General features: G+C 66.3%; 14 protein-coding genes, 1 tRNA gene and 1 riboswitch. Of the genes, 5 read left to right on the top strand and 10 right to left on the bottom strand.

Annotation, left to right across the window (positions count from 1 at the left end; all coding sequences use genetic code 11):
• Window position 1: 1 nt before the first annotated feature.
• Window positions 2-143, bottom strand: a riboswitch (cobalamin riboswitch).
• Window positions 144-182: 39 nt separating this feature from the next.
• On the bottom strand, window positions 183-956 hold the full coding sequence (locus JOF57_RS05080) for an SDR family oxidoreductase (protein ID WP_209914313.1): 774 nt from the start codon (window positions 954-956) through the stop codon (window positions 183-185).
• A 140-nt stretch (window positions 957-1,096) separates the two neighbouring features.
• On the opposite strand from JOF57_RS05080, the gene JOF57_RS05075 reads away from it, so the two are divergent.
• Window positions 1,097-1,783 carry a DUF899 domain-containing protein gene (locus tag JOF57_RS05075; protein ID WP_209914310.1) on the top strand — a complete coding sequence of 229 codons (687 nt, stop codon included), beginning with the start codon at window positions 1,097-1,099 and terminating at the stop codon, window positions 1,781-1,783.
• Complete coding sequence (locus JOF57_RS05070) at window positions 1,780-2,259, top strand: SRPBCC family protein (RefSeq protein ID WP_209914308.1); 480 nt, start codon at window positions 1,780-1,782, stop codon at window positions 2,257-2,259. The genes JOF57_RS05075 and JOF57_RS05070 overlap by 4 nt, the downstream gene beginning before the upstream one ends.
• On the opposite strand, the gene JOF57_RS05065 is transcribed toward JOF57_RS05070, so the two are convergent.
• Both JOF57_RS05065 and JOF57_RS05060 read right to left on the bottom strand, forming a co-directional pair.
• Window positions 2,260-2,622 carry a nuclear transport factor 2 family protein gene (locus tag JOF57_RS05065; protein ID WP_209914306.1) on the bottom strand — a complete coding sequence of 121 codons (363 nt, stop codon included), beginning with the start codon at window positions 2,620-2,622 and terminating at the stop codon, window positions 2,260-2,262. It abuts the gene before it with no gap.
• Window positions 2,623-2,717: 95 nt separating this feature from the next.
• Entirely contained in the window at window positions 2,718-3,938 is a 1,221-nt protein-coding gene (locus tag JOF57_RS05060; RefSeq protein WP_209914303.1) for a L,D-transpeptidase, read from the bottom strand.
• Window positions 3,939-4,081: 143 nt separating this feature from the next.
• Here JOF57_RS05060 and JOF57_RS05055 point away from each other — a divergent pair.
• Window positions 4,082-4,157: transfer RNA gene (locus tag JOF57_RS05055), tRNA-Lys, on the top strand.
• Window positions 4,158-4,225: 68 nt separating this feature from the next.
• Here JOF57_RS05055 and JOF57_RS05050 read toward each other — a convergent pair.
• Both JOF57_RS05050 and JOF57_RS05045 read right to left on the bottom strand, forming a co-directional pair.
• Window positions 4,226-4,405 carry a hypothetical protein gene (locus JOF57_RS05050; RefSeq protein WP_209914300.1) on the bottom strand — a complete coding sequence of 60 codons (180 nt, stop codon included), beginning with the start codon at window positions 4,403-4,405 and terminating at the stop codon, window positions 4,226-4,228.
• Between the two features lie 1,055 nt (window positions 4,406-5,460).
• Window positions 5,461-5,688: a DUF3618 domain-containing protein gene (locus tag JOF57_RS05045; protein ID WP_209914298.1), complete on the bottom strand. Its 228-nt coding sequence runs from the start codon at window positions 5,686-5,688 to the stop codon at window positions 5,461-5,463.
• A 105-nt stretch (window positions 5,689-5,793) separates the two neighbouring features.
• Here JOF57_RS05045 and bcp point away from each other — a divergent pair, with 105 nt between their 5' ends.
• Window positions 5,794-6,267, top strand: coding sequence for a thioredoxin-dependent thiol peroxidase (bcp, locus tag JOF57_RS05040; RefSeq protein WP_209914294.1), 474 nt, complete (start codon window positions 5,794-5,796; stop codon window positions 6,265-6,267).
• Here the strand turns inward: bcp and JOF57_RS05035 are convergent.
• The 4 genes from JOF57_RS05035 to JOF57_RS05020 all read right to left on the bottom strand — a co-directional run bounded on the left by JOF57_RS05035 (window position 6,264) and on the right by JOF57_RS05020 (window position 18,500).
• Window positions 6,264-7,592, bottom strand: a complete 1,329-nt coding sequence (locus tag JOF57_RS05035; RefSeq protein WP_209914291.1) for a dipeptidase — start codon at window positions 7,590-7,592, stop codon at window positions 6,264-6,266. The genes bcp and JOF57_RS05035 overlap by 4 nt on opposite strands.
• Before the next feature lie 46 nt (window positions 7,593-7,638).
• Window positions 7,639-8,031 (bottom strand): holo-ACP synthase AcpS, encoded by a 393-nt coding sequence (acpS, locus tag JOF57_RS05030; RefSeq protein ID WP_209914289.1) that lies wholly within the window; start codon window positions 8,029-8,031, stop codon window positions 7,639-7,641.
• 35 nt (window positions 8,032-8,066) lie between these two features.
• Window positions 8,067-17,312: a type I polyketide synthase gene (locus JOF57_RS05025; protein ID WP_209914286.1), complete on the bottom strand. Its 9,246-nt coding sequence runs from the start codon at window positions 17,310-17,312 to the stop codon at window positions 8,067-8,069.
• Window positions 17,313-17,885: 573 nt separating this feature from the next.
• A complete protein-coding gene (locus tag JOF57_RS05020) occupies window positions 17,886-18,500 on the bottom strand; it encodes a MerR family transcriptional regulator (RefSeq protein WP_209914284.1) in 615 nt (204 codons plus the stop codon).
• A 318-nt stretch (window positions 18,501-18,818) separates the two neighbouring features.
• Between JOF57_RS05020 and JOF57_RS05015 the strand changes: the two genes are divergently transcribed.
• Window positions 18,819-20,087: an MFS transporter gene (locus JOF57_RS05015; protein WP_209914281.1), complete on the top strand. Its 1,269-nt coding sequence runs from the start codon at window positions 18,819-18,821 to the stop codon at window positions 20,085-20,087.
• Here JOF57_RS05015 and JOF57_RS05010 read toward each other — a convergent pair.
• Window positions 20,072-21,298: a low temperature requirement protein A gene (locus JOF57_RS05010; protein ID WP_209914278.1), complete on the bottom strand. Its 1,227-nt coding sequence runs from the start codon at window positions 21,296-21,298 to the stop codon at window positions 20,072-20,074. The two genes, JOF57_RS05015 and JOF57_RS05010, sit on opposite strands and share 16 nt — an antisense overlap.
• Between the last annotated feature and the right edge of the window lie 174 nt (window positions 21,299-21,472).

The raw sequence follows: 21,472 nt of genomic DNA, 5'->3' as shown, positions 1-21,472 counted from the left end.
GCAAGTGTCCTGGCTCTCGGATCACAGCTCGCCTCGCCTTCCAGCTTGCAGCCGTGGCAGTTGAGGGTCGCTCCCCGATGACAGTGGCGGGACCGCGCCGGATTCGCACCGGCTTCCTACGTCGTCATCACCTAACCGACGAAGTATGGCACGCCCAGCGGGCGCTCAGATCTGCCGCACCACTACGCAGACGGGCGCCCGGCGCCCTTCTTGATCCGCGGGGCCAGTTGCACGATCTCGGGCACCACGGTCGGGTTCTCGTAGGCGCTGGTCACCAACGACACCAGGGTGTTGGCGACATCGCGCAGGGCCGACATGCGGGCGGGCAGCGCACCCTGGGCGACCCACGTCGTGACCAGCTGGTCCAACAGGTCGCGGTCGGCGCCGCGCAGGATCTCGGTGTCATCGGTGGGACCGACGCCGACGCGAATCAGCGACAGCTCGGGATGCTCGATGCGCCAGGAGTGCAGGATCTCGTCGAGGGCGGCCTTGCTCGCGCTGTACGCCGCCACCCCGGCGCGCGGGCGACCGACGTCATAGCTGGAGGCCACCATGACCACGCCATTCTCGGCCAGTCGGGGCGCCGCGGCACGCAGCACGTTGTTGGCACCGACGGTGTTGACACTGAACGCATGCAACCAGGTCGCCACGTCGGTGTCCTCGATGTAGGCGAACGGGATCACCGTGCTGGTGAACACCACGGCGTCCAGGCCGCCCAGCGCGTCCGCCGCCGCATTCACCACGCGGCCGATGGCCGCGGAATCCTCGACGTCAAGCTCGAAGGCGAAACCACCGATGGCGTCTGCCAGGGAATTCAGCAGATCGATACGTCGCGCGGCGACTGCGACCTTGGCGCCGCGTTCGGTGGCACTGACCGCAACAGCGTGGCCGATGCCCGACGAGGCACCGACGACGAGGAGACGCAGCCCGGCTGCATCGGCTCGCTGACCGCTCATTCTGGATCAACCTCCATGGTTCATCTCAAGGTGTTAGGTCACCCTTCGCTCGTCGGACATTACCGCCTGCGATGAGTTCCGGCCGCGCGGTGGGTCCACTTGAGAGACCGAGTTTCGTTGAACAGCCTTCAGGAGTCCCGATGACGACAGAAAAGCCTCCGATAGTCGACCAGCAGACGTGGCGTGCCGCGCTCGCGGATGTCCGACGTCGAGAGAAGGCCGCCACCCGGGAACTCGACGCGATCGCCGCAGCGCGTCGACGGCTGCCGATGGTGGAGCTGCCGGATTACACGCTGATCGGCGCGGACGGCCCGGTGCGCCTGGCCGACGTATTCGACGGCCACACACAGTTGATCGCGTACCACCACATGTGGACCGACGCCGCGGAATGGCAGTGCGGCGGCTGCACGTGGTTCACGTCGCAGTTCACCCGGCTCGATTTCCTGGACAACTACGACGCCCGCTTCGTCGTCATCACCAACGGACCGATCGACGAGGTGCTGACCTATCGCGAAAAAGTCGGCAACACGATGGACTGGTACTCGTCATCGGAGAGTTCGTTCGGCGCGGACGTCGACGCTGGGCCCGGCGAGGGTTTCGCAGTCAACACCTTCCTGCGTGACGGGGGCACCGTCTACCGCGCCTGGCACACCAACGGCCGCGGTACCGAACAGCTCAGTTACCTCTTCCCGCTCATCGATCTGCTGCCGTACGGCCGGCAGGAAGAATGGCTGGATTCGCCTGAAGGATGGCCGTCGCGGCCGACATACTCGGGCTGGCCGGACAGCCCCGACATCGCCCACCTCTACGGAAAGGCCGCACAATGACCGCCTCAGCCACCCGCGAGCGTTACGTCGTCACCCGCACCATCCCCGCGTCGCCGGCAAAGGTGTTCGCCGTCCTGGCCGACCCGGCCCGGCATTGCCAGACCGAGCCCGGTGACTGGGTGCGCGACGCGATCGACCCCACCCCGATCACCGGGACCGGCCAGATCTTCGCGATCAACATGTTCCTGCCCCAGGCCGGCGGACACTACGTCATGCACAACCTGGTGACCGAGTTCGACCAGGTCCGGACGATCGCGTGGCTGCCCGGCCAGCTCGACGAGCAGGGCAACCATGCGCCCGGGGGTTGGTGGTGGCGGTACGACCTGGCCCCCAACGGGGACCAGGTCGACGTCACTCTCACATACGACTGGACCGACACCCCGCAGAGCTTCCGGGACCAGATTGGCGGCATGCCACCGTTTGACACCGACTTTCTCGACGAATCGCTTGCGGCACTGGACCGCTCGGTCACGTAGTCAGGCAGGCACCCGGTCCAGGAACCCGAGCACGGTCTGGATCCGTCCTTCGGGATCAGTGGCGAGCACGTCGAAACCGACCACCACCGGCTCGACATCACGAGGTCCGAGCCCCCACTGGAAACGCGCCTGCCGGTGGCGCGCGTCCGGTCCGCTGACGAGGGTGAACACGAACCCCGGAAACTGGGCGTGCACGGCCTCGATGGCGCCGGAAACTTCGTCATGCCCGCTCACCTGGGCCAGCGGGTCGGTGTAGGTGACGCTCTGCGCCCAATGCCGTTCCAGCAGCGCCCGCCGTTCGGCGGCGTCGGTGGCATTCCAGGTACGGAGGTACGCAGTAACGGTGTCGTCGAACTCGGCCATGTCGCCTCTTTCGGTAATCAACTGGGACTCAGTCAGATTCACCGATTCGAGACGCCGTGTCGATTACCGCGCAGGTAATCGGGCGATAGCGAGAATCAGGTGCCGGCGTTGCCGGTGCGCCACTGGTCCCACGGGATGTTCCAGTCCCCCAGGCCCTCGGTGCCCGGCAACACCGAGCCCACCGTGTTGACGACCTCGACGATGTCGCCCCGTTTGGTGTGCTCGTAGAACCAGCGCGCGTTGGAAGTACTGACATTCAGGCATCCATGGCTGACGTTGCTGTAACCCTGGCTGCCGACCGACCACGGGGCCCCGTGCACGTAGATACCGCTGTAGGACATCTGGGTCGCGAAGTCGACTTCGGTGCGATAGCCGTTGGGCGAGTTGACCGGCACCCCGTACGTCGACGAATCCATCACCATGTGGTCGAAGCGATCGCCGACGATGTAGACCCCGTTGTTGGTCGGAGAACTGTTCTTGCCCATGGAGATCGGCATGGCTTTGACGACCTCGCCGTTGCGCCGAACGGTCAGAGTTTTGGTGGTGTCGTCGGCGGAGGCGATCACCTCGTCACCGATCGTGAAGTGGGCGGTGACATTGCCCTGGCCGAACAGGCCGTCACCCAACTCGACGCCGTAGGTGTTGACCGTGACATCCACCGAGGTGCCCGGCTTCCAGTACTTCGCCGGACGCCAACGCACTTCGCGGCTGTTGAGCCAGTAGAACGCACCCTCGACCGACGGATTGGTCTTGACGGTGATGGCACGTTGAGCGGCCAGGCGGTCGGAGATGTTCTCGTCGAAGCGGATTGCCACCGGTTGGCCCACCCCGACCACTTCCCCGTCGTTCGGCAGGAGGTAGGGCATCGTCAGATTGGCCGGCGAGTGCGTCTCGAACCGCAACCTGCGGTTGGCGACACCACCGAGGCCCAGTGACTGCGCGTTGAGGGTGTACTGCTCGTTGTAGTCGAGCGGGTCGGTAGTCGACCACGTCAGCCCGTCGGCACTGAACTTTCCTGCGACGTTGGCGCCCTCTTCATCGGTCATGGTGACCCCGCCGAGCACACCGTTCTCTGCGCTCACCGTGACCGGTGCGTCGACGGTCACCCCGACGGCACCATCGGTCACCGAGGCGTTCACCCTGGGCACCAACAGATCGCCGTAAGGAGTGCCCTTGTCGGTGATCACCGGCGGCGGTCCCTGCGGGTCTTCGCCCGCGCAGGCCGTCAGGCCCAACATCATCGCCGGCACCATGGCAACCACCGCCCGCCGGAACACACCCCGATATGGACGGGTCACCGTCTGGGCCTGCCCCATGTTCGTCCTACCCCTCCCACGGTCGAGCAAATCTTGGCAATAGTCTAAGGGTTCTGGTGGGATCGGGCCGACCTGAACATGGCCCATGCCCGCCACCAGCGGATTTCACTGTTGAGTGAAACTCCTGTTATTGTCTCTCTCGCGCGCCGTTAGCTCAGTTGGTAGAGCAGCTGACTCTTAATCAGCGGGTCCGGGGTTCGAAACCCTGACGGCGCACCAACCAAAAACCCTGCCTCGGCAGGGTTTTTGCGTTTCAGTGGTTCAGAGTTACTGGGACCGTGCATGTATCAGGCCCGGTACCGCTCGACCAGTCGATCGCCGATGCTGGATTCGGCCTCTTCCAACAGCATCTCCACGGCACCGGCCAGATGCGCGGCCGCATAGCCGCGGTCCCGGGATTGCTCGCTCTTGAACCGGTCGAGCTCCCGGCGTAGATCGCCAAGGGTTTCATCACTCACATGCGCCATATGGGTACCTCCAGTCGGTAGGACCACGGCCCACATCGCCATTGAAAGGTTCGACATGAGCCATCGGGTGTTGTCAGCGAATCCCGACGAGAAGTCCGTCGGGATACGCTCTACCGGCGACAGCCCATGCAGCAATCCTGGCAAACGGAAAATAAATTAGCTGCAACGTAATACCCCCTTGTCATGCGATCGACCCGTGTTGCGGTCGGGATCCAGACCCGGGTTCGCCTCCCAATCCCAACCCGACGTTGACCTTAGCTGTACACCTATGCGGTAGCAACCGGTTCGGCGAGAAAGGGCCGTTCCCGCCCTGCTATGCAGTAGATTTCAGCTACCGCACGCTGCTGGCGCCGAGTTGCACAGCATGCGGGCGATCATCAGACGGTCCCAGGTTTGCCAATCGGTTTTCCCACGAAATCAGCGTGGATCAAGGAATTGGGACCGACGGCGCGTCACACCGCGCCAAAATCCCAGCAAACTTCTTGCTGAATCAATCGGATCTCGTCCGACGCCACGCTGCCGCAGTTCATCCGCCACCGGAGTCGTCGCTCAAATTTGCGGTGGGCGACTCCAGCGACAGCCGGAAGGTTGGCGCCGACATGCCTCGATGATGTGCTGGCAATTGCGTGGTAACAGAACAAGTCATGGCGCGGTCAGTATCTTGACGCATACGTAAGTTACTGACTAGTATCTGGCCGCAGCGCTTTCGCTGGTCAGACGCCAGATATCGTGTTAGTCTCCAGTTAGCTGATGTATTGCGAACCAATACCGCGTGGCGATTGCGCCAAGATGAGGGGTGTTAGCTGATGGCTACCGCAAGCGGCGCCGGCCCCACAGCCATATCAACCGCCGCATTTGTTGCTGCAAACCCGCCTGTCATGGTGCACACCTGCACCCGGCTGGGTCGCGTCGCCAATCCCCCGAGTTTTTCGTTGGCGGACTGGCTTCTGTTCCGCCGCCGCTGAGCGGCGTATCAAGCTAGAGCCGCTGAGCGGCGTATCAAGCGCGAGCCGCTGAGCGGGGCAGGGCACACAACGTGCCCTGCCATCTGCTGCTCAGCGCCGCTTGATCAGTCGCACGACGACGACCACCACCAGCACTCCGGCACCGGCCAACGACGCCGTCACCGCAGGCTTCTTCAGGAAGCCGATCACCGCCGACTTGAAATCGTCGGCCAGACGCTGCGGGTTGGCCCGCACTGCCAGAGAGTCGACAGTCACCGCCAGCTGATCGCGAGCCTGATCGATGTCCCGCTTGATGCTCTCCGGGTCTCGGTTCGCCACTGTTTGCTCCTCCAAGCCGCTCCATGTCGTGCTGCCCTGCCGCACTACCCTAGATCAGCCGGCACCGAGACGACGGAACCGGTCGACACGAAGGGACACCCACGCATGCCGCCAACTCCGCGCCTCGAGGTGGGAGACACCGCCCCGGCTTTCAGCCTGCCCGACGCCGACGGCAACGTCGTCAAGCTCTCCGACTACAAGGGCCGCAAGGTCATCGTGTACTTCTACCCCGCCGCGTCCACGCCCGGATGCACCAAGCAGGCGTGCGATTTCCGTGACAGCCTCGCCGAGCTCAAGGGCGCCGGCCTCGACGTCGTGGGCATCTCCCCCGACAAGCCGGAGAAGCTGGCCAAGTTCCGCGACAAGGAGGAGCTCACCTTCCCGTTGCTGTCCGATCCTTCCCGCGAGGTACTTACCGCTTGGGGCGCGTTCGGCGAAAAAACCATGTACGGCAAGACCGTTCAGGGCGTGATCCGCTCCACGTTCCTGGTCGACGAGAAGGGCAAGATCGCCGTCGCGCAGTACAACGTGCGCGCCACCGGTCACGTGGCCAAGCTGCGCCGCGACCTTTCGGTCTAAGGGGCCAGCGCTTCGAGCAGGAGCGCCTCGGCCTTCGCCGCCTTCTCAAGAACTCCCAGGTGCAGGCTTTCGTTCACGCTGTGCGCCTGGGTGCCGGGGTCCTCGACACCGGTCACCAGAATCGTCGCGGCCGGGAACGCTTCGGCGAATTCGGCGATGAACGGGATCGATCCACCCATGCCCATGTCCACCGGATCGGTGCCCCAGGCGGTGCGGAACGCCGTACGGGCCGCGTCGTACACGGCCCCCGACGCGTCGATAGCGTAGGGCTGACCGACATCTCCGGGGGTGACCGTGACCTGTGCACCCCAGGGCACATGGGATTCGAGGTGACGGGTCAACGCCTCCAGATGCGCGTGCCCGTCACCGCCGGGCGCGACCCGCATGCTGATCTTGGCGCGGGCACGCGGGATCAGAGTGTTCGACGACTTGTCGACGGGTGTGGTGTCGATGCCGATGACAGTGACGGCGGGCTTGGCCCACATACGTTGCACCACTGAGCCGGAACCGATTTCGGTCACCCCGTCCAGCAGACCGGATTCCTGGCGGACCCATGCCGGCCCGCGGTCCACGTCGGCGGCGGTCACTTCGTGCAAACCGGCGACCGCGACATTGCCGTCGTCATCGTGCAGGCTGGCCAGCAGTCGTACCAACACGCTCAACGCATCCGGCACGACCCCGCCCCACAGGCCCGAATGCAGCCCGTGGTCCAGGGTGGCCACCTCGACTACGCAGTCGGCCAGGCCACGCAGGGTCACGGTCAAAGCCGGGATCTCGGTGCTCCAGTTGTCGGAGTCGGCGATGACGATGACGTCGGCCGCCAACGCGTCCTTGTGCGCGGCCAGCAGGGCGCCCAGTGACGGCGAACCGGATTCCTCCTCGCCCTCGACGAACACCGTCACGCCTACCGGCGGCTTACCGTCGAAGGCCCGTATCGCGGCCAGATGTGTTGCGATCCCGGCCTTGTCGTCGGCGGTACCGCGACCGTACAGTCGGCCGTTCCGTTCGGTGGGCTCGAACGGCGCGGAGTCCCACTGGTCCGGATCCCCCTCAGGTTGAACGTCGTGGTGGGCGTACAGCAGGACGGTCGGCGCTCCCGCGGGGGCGGGATAGTGCGCGATGACCGCTGGGGCGCCGCCTTCGCTGACGATGCGAACCTCAGGAAAACCTGCGTCCGACAACAACTTTGCGACAGCGTCGGCGCTGCGGTGCACTTCGTCGCGCCGGGCCGGGTCGGCCCACACCGATTGGATACGGACCAGATCCTCCAGATCGGACCGTACCGACGGCAACACCTGCTGCACCCGCGCCACCACGTCACTCATGGTGACGAGCGTAGTGGCTCACCCACCCGCGCGAGCCGGAGAAAGGTTAGAGCTCCTCGATGATCGCCACCGCGGCGGCGGTATCGGCCTCATGCGTGAGCGAGACGTGGATGGTCACCGTCTCAAGGTGCTTGGCGATGTCACCGGACAACCGCACCTTCGGCCGCCCCCACATATCGGTGACCACCTCGATGTCGCGGTGGATCCCCTCCGGCAGGGCCGGCCGCTTGGAGAACCGTGAACTCGACCAGGCCTTGATCACTGCCTCCTTGGCCGCCCACCGGGCCGCCAGGTGCCGGGCCGCCGACGAACTCTTGTCCGCGGCGTCCCGGCGCTCACCTGGCGTGAACGTCTCGGCGAAAACCGTTCCCGGCCGGTCCACCTGCTCGGCGAAATCAGGTATGGAGACCAGATCGATGCCTATGCCCACAATCGCCATGGAAGCGAACCTAGCTCACTTCTCCGTGCATTCACTCACCGCACGTAGAGATCGTCGTCACCGAGGCGGGCATCCGCGTTCAGCAACATGTCCGCCTCCTGACGCTTCTCCGGCACATCATGGTCGAAGCGACGGTCGGCGGGCTTCTCGTACATCGCGCGCCCACCGGCGATCGCCCCGGCCAGGCGACGCTGACCGGCCAGCGTGCGCTGCTCGGACCGCTTGCGGTAGTCGTCGCGCTCGGCTGGATCCAGCGCCGCGATGAACGCCTCCGGGTGCACCAGGGCGACCAGGCCCGACACGTGCCCGAACCCAAGGCTGGTGATCAGACCGGCCTTGAGCGGGAACTTGCCGCGCAGGTCGAGGGTCTCACGCACCCAGACGAAGTGGCCGGACGTGGCCAGCTCGTCATCGACGCAGTCCAGGCTGCGGTTCGGCGGGATGACGCCGTCGCGCAGGATCTGGCAGAGGCCCATCATCTGGAACACCGCCGCGCCGCCCTTGGCGTGTCCGGTCAGCGTCTTCTGACTGACGATGAACAGCGGCGCACCCTGCGAACGGCCCATCGAGTCGGCCAGCCGCTCGTGCAGCTCGGTCTCGTTGGGATCGTTGGCCAACGTCGAGGTGTCGTGCTTGGAGATCACCCCGATGTCGTCGGCGCCGACGCCCAGTTTGGCCAGTGAACGGGACAGCTGCGAATCCTTGCCGCCGCGCCCGGCGCCCAGGGCACCCAGGCCCGGAGCCGGGATCGAGGTGTGTACGCCGTCGGCGAAGCTCTGCGCGTAGCCGACGACGGCCAGCACCGGCAGCCCCATCTTGAGGGCCAGGTCACCGCGGGCCAGCAGGATGGTGCCACCACCCTGGGCTTCCAGGAAGCCCAGACGACGCCGATCGTTGGCTCGAGAGAATCTGGCATCGCTGATGCCCTTGTCGCGCATCATCTTGGTGTCGGCAGTGGCCGCCATGTCACCGAAGCCGATGATCGCTTCCTCGGTCAGGTCGTCGTAGCCACCGGTAACGACGAGTTCGGCCTTACCCAGCCGAATCTTGTCGACGCCCTCTTCCAAGGACACCGCCGCGGTGGCGCATGCCCCCACCGGATGGACCATCGAACCGTAGCTGCCGACGTAAGCCTGAATCACATGCGCGGCAACGACGTTCGGCAGCGTCTCTTGCAGAATGTCGTTCGGCTTGTTCTGGCCGAGCAGGTTGCCGTGGAACATGGTCTGCATCGAGGTCAAGCCGCCCATGCCGGTGCCCTGGGTGGAGGCCACCAGGCTCGGGTGCACCCAGCGCATCAGCTCGGTCGGGGTGAAGCCCGAGGACAGGAACGCATCGACGGTCGCCACGATGTTCCACAACGCCACCCGGTCAATGGAATTGACCATGTCCGGGGTGATGCCCCACACCGTCGGGTCGAACCCGGTCGGGATCTGGGCACCGACCGTGCGCGACAGCTTGGTCTTGCGCGGAACCCGAATCTCGGTGCCCGCCTTGCGGATCACCTGCCAGTCGCCGGAGTCCGGGACGGGCCGGGCCACCGTGTGCTCCGGGTCGAATTCTACGAACGACCGGGCGTCGGCCTCGGACGACACCACGAAGGAGAAGTCCTTGTCGAGGAACACCGAGACCAACAACGATGCCGAGTGATCTGGATCGATTGCGGCATCACCGACGAACTCCCGGATGCCGCAGCGTTCCACCACGGCGTCGTGGTAGCGCTCCACGATCTCCGATTCGGGGACCAGCTCGCCGGTTTGGGTGTCGTACCAGCCGGCCTTGGGATCGTCTTCCCACTTGACCAGTCCGGTCGTCCAGGCCAGCTCCAACACGCCGGCCGCCGACAGTTCGCCGGAGACCTCCATCTCGAAGCGGGTCCGCGACGAGCCGTACGGCCCGAGCTCGGCACCGCCGACGATGACCACCAGGTCGGCCGGGTCGACGTCGAGGTCGTCCCACACCGGCGGCGGGGCCGGGTCATATCCGCGCGGCGGGGACGGCAGGGCGGCAATCGCGCCTTCGTCCTCGTCATCCTCGGATTCGACAGCGGCACTGGACATGTCCTCGCGAGCCTTGGCGGCCAGCTCGGCCATGTCGAGTTTGATGTCTCCCAGACCGCCGGTCAGGTCCACCTTGATCGGTGTGCCGGCCGCAGCCACCTTGGACTCCACCGTGCACAGGTTCAGCAGCATGGCTGCCATCTCCGCGGTGCTGTACGTGGTGACGCCGGCCTCTTCGACCGCGCTGACGATGGCGTCGTTGTGGCCCATCAGCCCGGTGCCCTTGGTCCAGCCGATCAGCGCGTGCGCCAGGCTGACCCGGTCGGCCCACGAGGCTTCGGCACTCCAGCGGTTCACCAGCGCGTCGAGCGCAGCCTTGGATTCGCCGTAGGCACCATCGCCACCGAACATGCCGCGGTTCGGCGAGCCTGGCAGCACCACGTGCAGTCGCGAGGCGATGTCACGCTCGGCACCGATCGTCGACAGCCCACCGATGAGCCGCTGCACGGCCCACAGCAGAACCTTCATCTCCATCTCGGAGCGTGCACCCGCCTCCGAGAGGTCCCCGGCCACACGCGGCGCGGCGAACGGGAACAGCAGTGTCGGGGTCTGCGCATCCTTGAGGTGGATCGATTGCGGCCCAAGGCTTTCGACCTGCTCGCTACCGACCCACTCGACCAGCTTGTCGATGTCGGAGTAGGACGCCATGTTGGCCGGGACCACCCACAGGGTGGCGCCGAAGCGGGCGTTGTCGCGGTAGAGCTCCTTGTAGAACGCCAACCGGTCGTCGTCCAGACGCGAGGTGGTGGCGACGACGGTGGCTCCACCGTCGAGCAGCTGCCCGACGACCGACGAGGCGATCGAGCCCTTCGACGCACCGGTCACCACGGCGACCTCGTCGCTGTAGCGACCCTTGCCCGGGTTCTCAGCGCCGGCCGCGATGCGACCGAACAGCGAGGCATGGATTGTGCGACCTGCCGCCAGCGACTTGCCCTGCCACCAATTCGCCTGGGTGGCAACGACATGCCCGGCGCCCTCGAAGCGCTCGGACAGGCGCGGCCAGTCGGCGTCGATCTCGCCCTCGTCAGCCAGCCACAGCTTGACCAGATCCTCACGGGCGCTGGCCCAACGGTCGTCGAACACGACGGCCTTCTTGCCGTCGAACGCGGGGGCGACCAATCGCGGCCAGTCCGAACCGAGTTCGGTGGTGACCAGGTCGATCAGCTCGGCGTCGGTCGACGCCTCGGGGGCACCCACGGGGGCATCCAGACCGAGCTGACCCAGGATCGTGCGAGCGGCCGAGGCCAGCACACCGTCGGGACCGGTGACCTTCTCGGCGAACTCGTTGAGCGCGGCCGAATCCACCACACCGCCACCGCCGGCACCGCCGGCCGAAGGCAGGCTCACCGGCACACCCTGGCGGGCACCGACGGCAACTACCGCGGCATCGATGACCTTGTCGACGTCGGCGGCACTCGCCAGTGCACCGGGGTGCAGACCACCCAGGTCGCCGCCGCGAACGCTGCTGCCTTCACGGGTCCCCTGGGCCACCTCGAGGGTGACGTGCTTGGCCCAGCCCGGACCGAGCTCCCAGGTCTTGGCGACGCGCTCGGCGATGTAGGCCGGGCGCTTGCCCGACGGACCGAACACGGTGCGCAGCTGGTCGTTGATGGCATCCGAGAGCACCGGACCGAACGGCTTGTAGGTCCGGGCCAGCTTGCTGACCTGTCCCTTGAGTGCGGCCAGATCAGCCTCGGCGGCACCGTCGATCGCACCCAGGTTCAGCTCGGAACCCAGATCGACCAACAGCTGGTTACGGCGCGAGGACGCACCGTCGGTGATGGACTCGATGGAGTCCAACCCCTCGATCTGATCCATCCGCATCTTGGCGCTCAGTGCGATCAGGCCGACGGTGGCGTCGGCTGCGTCGAACGTGATGTCGTCGGGACGCGGGCCACCGGACGGAGCGGCCGGGGCGGCCGCCGGTGCCGGTGCTGCCTCGGCGGCCGGAGCGGCGGCTTCCGCTGCGGGGGCCGGTTCTTCAGCCTCGGGCTCCGGCTCCGGGTCCGTGTCGCTGGCGAAGAGCACCGCGGCATCGCGCTCGGCGTTGAGCACCTCGACGGTGCTGTGGGCGAATTCGGGCAGCTTGAGCGTGTTGGTGGCCAGGCCGGCGACCGTCGGCGCGTTCTTCACACCGATCTCGACGAACCGCTCCACCCCGAGTCCGCCTGCGGCCTCCTCGATGAACAGCAGATCCTGGGTCTCGATCCAGCGCACCGGGCTGGCGAACTGCCAGGCCAGCAGCTCGATGACGACCTTGCGCATCAAATCGCTCGGCTTCTCGTTACGCCAGGTGTCGTAGTCGGCGAGAATCTCGTCGAGCGGCTCGGCCGGCACCAGATCGCGGATCTCCTGGATGAAATCGCGGTCCAACGTGAACGGCCGGGGCACCAGGTTCGGGACGTAGCGGCCGACGACCAACTCCGGATCGCGGTCACGCGGCAGGACGCGTTCCAGGCTGCGCCGGAAGTCGTCCACACCCACTCGCAGCACGCTCGAGTGGAACGGCACGTCGATGCCGGGCACCAGGATGAAAGACCGCTTGCCGCCGCTGATCTCGCGACGACGCTCGACCTCTTCCTCCAGCGCATCCAGACCGCGGACGGTTCCGGCGATCGCGTACTGCGATCCGCGCAGGTTGAAGTTCACGATCTGGAGAAACTCGCCGGTATCCGCGGCGATCTGCGCGACGAAGTCCTCGACATCTTCGTCGGCGAGGTCGATCTGCGACGGCCGGATCGCGGCCAACCGGTAGTTGGACCGGCCCCGCTCGTCGCGCGGCACGATGTCGTGCATCTTGGAGCCGCGGTGGAACACCGCCTCCAGCAGACCTTCGAGCTCGATGACGCCGGACACGCACGCCAGCGCGGTGTACTCGCCGACGGAGTGACCGCAGGCGATCGCACCCTCGACGAACGCACCCTGCTCACGCATCTCGGCAACCTGCGCGGCGGCCGTCGTCGCCATGGCGACCTGGGTGAACTGGGTCAGGTACAGCACGCCTTCGGGGTGCTCGTAGTGCACACCGGAGGCGATCAGCGACGTCGGGTTGTCGCGGACCACGTGGAGCACCGAGAAGCCCAGCGTGTCGCGGGTGAACTTGTCGGCCTTGTCCCACACCTTGCGGGCGGCCTTGGACCGGGCCCGGACCTCCATGCCCATGCCCTTGGACTGGATGCCCTGGCCGGGGAACGCATAGACGGTCTTGGGCGCGGCGAGCCGTGCGGTCGCGGCCATCACGAGCTCGGAGCCGATGCGGGCCTGAACCTCGACAACCTCTGCGCCGACGTCGATTCCGACCCGGTCGACGCGGAAGTCGACCTCGTCGCCCGGCTTGACCATGCCCAGGAAGCGGGCGGTCCAGCCGACCAGGTTGGCCGGGGGAATCGGCTTGCCGTCGGTGGCGGTGACGACGTGCTGCGCCGCGGCCGACAGCCACATGCCGTGCACGATCGGCGATTCCAGACCGGCCAGCAGTGCGGCGGCCCGGTCGGTGTGGATCGGGTTGTGGTCACCGGACACGACGGCGAACGGCCGCATGTCCACGGGCGCACCGATCGTGACGTCGCGACGGCGACGACGCGGGGTGTCGGTGGCGTTGTCAGAGATCGCGCCGCCGGCCCGAACGGGGTCGGTCAACTCGGCCTCACCGGTGCGGCCGCGGATCGCGAACCGCTCCTCGAGCTTGGCCAGCTCGGTCCCGTCTGCGTTGCGTACAACTACCGAAACCGGCACAACACGGCCAACTTCGGTGTCGTACGCGGCCGAAGCCGTTGCAGTGACGGTCAATTCGGCCAGATCGGTCGGCAATGCCGCCAACAGGTGCGCGGCGTGGTCCAGGTGCACCAGGCTCAGCAGACCCTCGACGACCGGGAATCCGGAGTCAGTGGCCGCGGAACCGATCGCGGCGAACACCGCGGGCCAGCACCGGCCGACCAGGGCGTCGGGAACGACGGTGAGCGTCGGCGCCAGCGGGGCACCGAAGGTGGCGGTGACGCCGGTGTGGTCGGCAACCTGCTCGGGGTTCCACGCGACGGTGACCGTGGCGGTCCCGTCGACAACCGGCGGCAGGGCGTCGGGTCCATCAACACCCGCGGCGATGGCGAGCACCGAACGCATGGCGGTCGCGGCGTCGGCGACCTCGACGACCGGTGCGCCGCCACTACGGATCGCGTCGGTCAGGGTGAACCGGATCTCGATCCAGGTTCCCGACAGCGGCACCGACAGCACCACGTGCCGATCGTCGGCAACCTCGAGCCTGGCACCCGTGGACGGGTTTGTAGCGGAACGGTTTTCGTTCACCTGCCACTCAGAGGCCGGCGCAATCCGATGCACGGGGTTGACCGAGGTGCGGCCTGCCCACAACACGTCGGGGGCGTCGAGCAGCACGGCCAGCGGGCCGGTGACATCGTCGCGGCCCTGACGGCGCGACTGCACGGCCTGCGGCTGGGCACCGGCAGCCAGGACCTGATCGACAGCGGCCTGTTCGAAGCGGTCCAGCAAGTCACCGACGGGCTCGTCGACCCGGGTGATGCCGGCGACGGCCTCGGTGCCGGGGATGACGCACACCTGATCGGCGGTGTAGCGCGCATCGTGGGCCTGCCACAGCGAATCGCTGCGCCACCACCGGCGCACATCTTTGTCGATCACGGGAACGAAGTTGACCGGCTTGCCCAGCGTCTTGCACAGCTCGATGAAGAACGGCACGTCGGCCGGGTGCAGCTGCACGGAGGCGACATCCGGGTAGGCCGAGACCAGCGCAGTCAGCGCGGCCTTGGGGTCTTCCAGCAACGCCTCGCCGTCACCGGCAGCGTCGAACAGCGTCTCGATCGGTCCGAAATCCTGTGCGTGCAAACGTGCTTCGGCACGCTTGAGCATCTGCTCGAAGCGGTCGCGCCAGGTGATGTCGAGCCACGGCGAGTCCCCGCGCCGGGAATCGGCGGTGCTGTTGCCGTCACCGATGGACAGCTCGACGTAGCGACGCAGCCACTGCAGGTACGTCATCTCGGCGACATCGCCGAAGTACGGCTTGGCTGTGTTGGCCATCGCGGCGATGATCTCGTCGCGGCGTGCTGCCACCGCGTCGGCGTCACCGGCAACCTCGTCGAGCAGCCGGCCGCAGCGCGATGCGGTGTTGTCGATCTCGTGGATGTCGGCGCCGAGCTGGCTGCGTCCGGAGGCCATACCGTTGACGGCCTTGCCCGCACCCACCCATGTATCGGTGCCCTTGGTGTCCACCAGCAGCTGCTTGACCGCGGGCGACGTGGTGGCCTCAAGCGTGGCCATGGCAGCGGTGCCGACCAGGATGCCGTCGACCGGCATCAGCGGGTAACCGTGTGCGGCCGACCAGCGGCCCGACAGGTACTCGGTGGACCGCTCCGGGGTACCGATGCCGCCGCCGACGCAGATGGTGATGTTGGATCGGCTGCGCAGCTCGGAGTAGGTGGCCAGCAACAGGTCGTCGAGGTCTTCCCACGAATGGTGGCCACCGGCGCGACCGCCCTCGATGTGGGCGATGACGGGCTTGGTGGGCACCTCCGCGGCGATCCGGATCACCGAGCGGATCTGCTCGACGGTGCCCGGCTTGAAGACCACGTGGCTGATGCCGAGGTCATTGAGTTCGCCGATCAACTCGACGGCCTCTTCGAGATCAGGGATGCCCGCAGTGACCACCAGGCCGTCGATGGGTGCACCGGACTGACGGGCGCGCTGCACCAGCCGCTTGCCGCCGACCTGCAGCTTCCACAGGTAGGGATCGAGGAACAGCGAGTTGAACTGGATGGCCCGGCCCGGCTCCAGCAGGGTGCTGAGTTCGGCGATGCGATCGTTGAAGATCGGCTCGGTGACCTGCCCGCCTCCGGCGAGTTCGGCCCAGTGGCCGGCGTTTGCTGCGGCCGCGACGATCTTGGCGTCCACTGTGGTGGGCGTCATACCGGCCAGCAGGATCGGCGAGCGTCCGGTGAGCCGGGTGAATTTGGTGGAGAGCTTGACCGATCCGTCGGGCAGGCTCACCACGGTCGGGGCATAGCTCGACCACGGGCGGGCCACTTCGGGCACCGCGCCGATGGTGAACAGGTTGCGCTGGCCGCCACGGGTCGCGGCAGGCACGATCCCGATGCCCAGCCCGCGCACCACGGGCGCGGTCAGCCGGGTCAGGATGTCGCCGGGACCGAGGTCCAGAATCCAGCGGGCCCCGGCCTCATGCAGGTCGGTGATCTCGTCGACCCAGTCCACCTGGCTGACAAGGATGGCCTCGGTCATCTGTCGGGCCAGGTCGACGTCGATGCCGACAGACTCGGCCCAGCGGGCGACGATCTCGACGCCGTCGGCCAGGCGCGGCGTGTGGAAACCGACCTCGACCTGCACCGGGTCGAAGACCGGGCCGAAGACGGCGCCGCCGCGGACTTTGCTCTTGCGCTCGGCCTCTTCCTTCTCAGCGATCTGGTTGCAGTACAGCTCGAACCGCGACAGCTGCTCGGGTGTGCCGGTGATCACAACGGAGCGCCGGCCGTTGCGGATGGACAGCACCGGGGGAAGCACGGTGCGCACGTCCTGGCTGAACTCTTCGAGCAGCTCGTAGATGCGCTCGGGCTCGGCATTGGTCACCGACACCATCGGCGGCCGGTCGCCCAGCACGGTGATCCCGCGACGACGGGCCACCAGGGTGCCTGCCGCCCCGATGAGCTGCGCCAGCGCCAGGATCTGCACGTCCTTGGCGCCCTTGGCGGCCAGTGCCTCGACGGCCAGCACACCCTGGGAATGCCCGGCAACGGCCACCGGCGGGGTGGCGGCCAGGTCCATGCCCTGGCGGGCCAGTGCCCGCACCGCGGCGATCTGGGTGAGCAGGACGCCCGGGACCGACACCGCGGCGGAGGTCAGCTGCTTGTCGGACGGCACCGGCTCCTCGGCAGCCAGCGCGCGGACCCACCGCAGCGGCTCGAACCCGATGGGCCGGACCACGACGAGTTCGGCGGCGACCGGCTCGAGCAGCAGCTCGGCCTCACCGGCCAGGGTCGCCAGTTCGGCCTCGATACCGGCCGAGGACACCAACTCCTCAAGAGTCTCCAGCCAGGCGCTGCCCTGGCCACCAAAAGCGACCGCGTAGGGCTCACCGGCGCTCAGCCGATCGACGAGGGCGTGGGTGGAGTCAGCCTGCCGACCGTCAGATCCTGAGTCGTCGTTGCGACCGGCGGACACCCGGTCGTGTTCATAGATCGTCACTGGCGCTATCTCCTCGGTGGTGCTGCGGTTCTGCGGTGAATGGTGTCGCGTGTGGCTGTCGCGTGCGGTCTCAGGTATTTGTCTGCATGTCTGGGGCGGTGTGACTGCCCGGCGACAAGCCAACGGCGATTCAGCGTCGAATCAGGTGGGGAACGCGGTGCCGCCGGAGCCCTCCGGACGGTGTCACGCACATTCCTGCCGTACTAAGAGTGTCATAAGAGCGTGTGGGCGTTTTCCGCTCAGATTGGTTACTGGCGAGTTCTACGCATGGGTAACCGCCGGTAACGTAACGCCGCGTCGAGCGACCCCCGAAGACATTCGGGACAAACGTCCTGTTGGCAGGTGGTTACGGTCGAGTAGCCATAACTGCGCAGATCAAGGCAGTACTGTTATCGAATCGTTATCTAAATTTTCCGTCACATCCGGGACCGTGAACCAGCGGCGAACCAGGAAGCAATCGGGCCAATTCTGGCCAGCGAATCCCGACCGCCCGAACCAAAAGTTTGCTGGAACATCTTACTCGTCAGTAACTATTCCATCCCGCCGATCGGAGCGCGGCCTCAGTCCGTCGGTCTATTCGGTGGCGGCCACGCCCGCGCGCAGGGCCCGGTCCACCCGGGCGGAGACCACCACCCGGACCAGCTCGGGCAGGCCGGCGTCCGAAAGACCGCCCTCGCATTCGGGGACCGCAGCGGCGGCCGACTCGGCGAGGTGATCGACCGCGGCGCTGGTGGCTCGGCAGAGCTGGGCCATGCCGCGCACGAGACGCCCATGGTCCTCTGCGCCGCCGACGAGCGCGACCAACGCGGGATCGGTCACCTCGACGGAGCCGTCCACGATGTGCACCAACCCGAATTCGACGAGTGTGCGGACATCATCGCCGGCTGGGTCCACGTTCAATGGCAGTGTCGTCGGCCGGCACCAGCCCGAGTCTTGGATCCCCAAGGCGCCAGACAGATCCTTGCCCTCACGCAAGGCGGCGAAGAACTCGGCGATGTGCGCCGAGTTGAAACCCTTGGCCAGTAGCTGGCTGATCGCTGTCAACTGATCAAGATGCCGCTCACCGTAGTACGCCGAGCGCCCGACGCGCCGCGGCGAATCCAGTAACCCGCGCTCACGATAGGCGCGGATATTGCGAGCGCTGACGCCGGAAATGCGCGCCAGGTCTTCAAGACGGTACTCAACCAAGCCGGCGTCCTCCGCGTCGGATTGAACAGCGATTCATGCCGACACCCTACTCTCCGGTTAATGTTGCGAGCGAATTCGTAGCTACAACTCTCTACCAACCGGCGACCTCATCGATAGCGCGCTTATCTGCGGATATAACGGACGACATCCCTCAAGTGCGACATGAGAGTGCATTTACAGCCAACTCGATGAATCCCGGAATACTGCGTCCGAGACCAATTTCACAACCGCGACAAAGAATCTCGCTCGCTTCGACGCCAACGGTGCGAGACCATGTACGTCTGCCGCCAGAAACCATTTTTGACGAAAGGTGCCCGCGTGCGTCCCTGGATCGTTTGGGCCACCGGACTACTCGCGTACATCATCGCGGTTCTCGACCGCACCACCCTCGGCGTCTCGGGCTTGCAGGCGGCCGACAGATTTGCCGCGAGCCCGGGTGTGCTGTCCACATTCGTGGTGCTGCAGGTGATCGTCTACGCCGCGGCACAGGTTCCCGCAGGACTGCTGTTGGACCGCTTCGGTTCCCGGGTACTCATCGTCTGCGGTGCCGCGCTGATGACCTCCGGTCAGCTCGTGCTCGCCCTCAGCGAGTCGCTACCCGGGGCCATCGGTGCACGGGCCATCGTCGGCCTTGGCGATGCACTGACCTTCATCTCGGTTCTCCGCCTGGTGCCGAACTGGTTCGAACCGGCCCGCGTCCCGCTGGTGACCCAATTGACCGGTATCTGCGGCCAACTCGGTCAGGTCCTCTCCGCGATCCCGTTCCTCGCGATCCTCACCGGCTCGGGGTGGACACCCGCCTATCTGTCGGTCGCCGCGTTCGGATTTGTGGTGATCGTGTTGGCCCTGGCCCTGATCCGCAACACGCCACACGGTTCCGCACTGACACCTGAGCCGATCTCGCTGCACACCACCCTGTCCCGCATCAAGACCGTCTGGCTGCGGCCCGGTACCAGGCTCGGGTTCTTCACCCACATGGGCACTCAGTTCTCGGTCACGGCATTCGCACTGATGTGGGGGGTGCCCTATCTGACAGTGGCGCAGGGACTTTCGGCTACCGCGGCCGGCGCCCTATTGACCGTCTCGGTGGTCGCCGCCATCGCGGCCGGGATCATGATCGGCATCTTCACCGGCCGTCATCCACACCGCAGGTCACACCTGGTGCTCTGGATCATCGCCAGTAACGCATTGGTGTGGACCGTGGTGCTGGCCTTGCCCGGCCCGGCGCCCGTGTGGTTGTTGGTGGTGCTCATCGTCGTCATCTCGGTGGGCGGTCCCGGATCGATGGTCGGCTTCGACTTCGCCCGCACCTTCAATCCGAGCCACACGCTCGGTACCGCCCAAGGCATGGTGAACATGGGCGGTTTCCTGGCCGCACTGCTGGTGATGCAGGCCATGGGGCTGATCCTGTCCGGAACCGACAGTTACTCGTTCGCGTCGTTCCGCGTGGCCTGGTCAGTGCAGTACGCGGTGTGGATCCTGGCCACGATCGGAATCCTGGTCACCCGCCGCAAGACACGCCGCCTGCTAGCGGCCGAGCAGGAGCGAATGCTGTTGGAGAGCTTCGAGACTCACCCCGGGCGGTGAATACCGCCGGACAATCGTGCGGAGATGATCGCCGCGGCGTGCCGGTGCCCGACCGCCTCGAACCCGACGACGACAACCACCGGAGCTGCGGTGACCACCAACAGACACACCGCCATCGATGTCCCGCCCGCCGCCAGTGCCACGGCGGCCACCAGCACCGCCCCCGCCAACATCAGCAACAGCGCGTGGAACAGATCGACCTCGCCCACCAGACACGAGTAGATGACGAACATCGAGAACAGGTAGATCGCCACCGGGATCGCCACTGCCAGCACCGTGCCCACAGAATCCAGCTTCGATTCGCCGTCTATGTAATAAGCCGCCACATGTAACCCCGCGCCGGTGGCAACGATCGCACCGAACACCGCCAGGTGCAGGTAGCCGTACCAGAACGAGAGCCGGCGTCTGGCGTGCAGCAACTCGCCGGCCGGAATCAGGAAATACACCCACCACATCCCGAAGGTCAGCCCGATTCCGGCGGCCACCAGCAGGATCGCGTCCGCGGACCAACCGTGCTCCCCCACCGCGGCCGTCAAGGACGCCACCGTGCCGACCACGCCTTCGCCCAATGCGATGATCGCGAGCAATCCGTATCGCTCGGCGACATGATGCGCGTGCCACGGGGTACCCCCCATCCGCCGCTCCGCCAGGATCGGCCCGCCGACCTCCACCACCATCAGCACCAGGGCGGAGACGAAGAATACCGTCAGCGAAGTCTGCACGAAGATCTGCACCACCCACCCGATCTGGGCGATGACGACCGCGCTCGCGTAGGTCAGGCAAGCGGACCGTCGGGGCGGATCCTGCACCGCAGCCCGTAACCACTGCCCCACCAACGCAATTCGCATGACCACATAGCCGGCCACCATCACGGTGTTATCGACGTGCCCGCCGCGTTCGATGGAGGCGAAGACCGGGGGGATGCCCAGCGCGAGGATGATGACACCGACCATCTGCAGCATCGTCATCACCCGGTAGATCCAGTCGTCGGTGTCGTAGGCGGAGGCGAACCAGGTGAAGTTCATCCACGCCCACCAGATCGCGAACGCTCCGAAGGAGAAGCCCGCCAAACCGGCCGACACATGACCCTCGGCCATCAGATGCGCGAACTGAGCCGCCGCCACCCCGAAGGCGATCACGAAGGTCAGGTCGAACAGCAATTCCAACGGACTCGCCACCCGGTGCTGCTCGTGCGGGTCGCGTCCGGACATCCGGTTCAGGCGGTGGGCTTGAACCGGACTGGGCTCGTTCTCGTTCAACCTGATATGCCCCTTTCTCGCCACGTTCTCCCCGCAATTCCATCTCATCGGAACCCCAGAGAGTGGATTGCCCACGGCGTGGTGGCAGAAACTCACCGAAACACAGGTAGTGCACTACTGATGTCA

Source organism: Mycolicibacterium lutetiense, assembly GCF_017876775.1.
Lineage (GTDB): Bacteria > Actinomycetota > Actinomycetes > Mycobacteriales > Mycobacteriaceae > Mycobacterium > Mycobacterium lutetiense.
The sequence above is the reverse complement of the archived record's forward strand: the minus strand, read 5'-3'. Positions and strand labels throughout refer to the sequence as shown.

Coding starts and splice junctions, on each gene's coding strand:
- JOF57_RS05080 (WP_209914313.1), bottom strand. CDS start 956: ATGAGCGGTCAGCGAGCCGATGCAGCCGGGCTGCGTCTCCTCGTCGTC.
- JOF57_RS05075 (WP_209914310.1), top strand. CDS start 1,097: ATGACGACAGAAAAGCCTCCGATAGTCGACCAGCAGACGTGGCGTGCC.
- JOF57_RS05070 (WP_209914308.1), top strand. CDS start 1,780: ATGACCGCCTCAGCCACCCGCGAGCGTTACGTCGTCACCCGCACCATC.
- JOF57_RS05065 (WP_209914306.1), bottom strand. CDS start 2,622: ATGGCCGAGTTCGACGACACCGTTACTGCGTACCTCCGTACCTGGAAT.
- JOF57_RS05060 (WP_209914303.1), bottom strand. CDS start 3,938: ATGGGGCAGGCCCAGACGGTGACCCGTCCATATCGGGGTGTGTTCCGG.
- JOF57_RS05050 (WP_209914300.1), bottom strand. CDS start 4,405: ATGGCGCATGTGAGTGATGAAACCCTTGGCGATCTACGCCGGGAGCTC.
- bcp (WP_209914294.1), top strand. CDS start 5,794: ATGCCGCCAACTCCGCGCCTCGAGGTGGGAGACACCGCCCCGGCTTTC.
- JOF57_RS05035 (WP_209914291.1), bottom strand. CDS start 7,592: ATGAGTGACGTGGTGGCGCGGGTGCAGCAGGTGTTGCCGTCGGTACGG.
- acpS (WP_209914289.1), bottom strand. CDS start 8,031: ATGGCGATTGTGGGCATAGGCATCGATCTGGTCTCCATACCTGATTTC.
- JOF57_RS05010 (WP_209914278.1), bottom strand. CDS start 21,298: ATGTCCGGACGCGACCCGCACGAGCAGCACCGGGTGGCGAGTCCGTTG.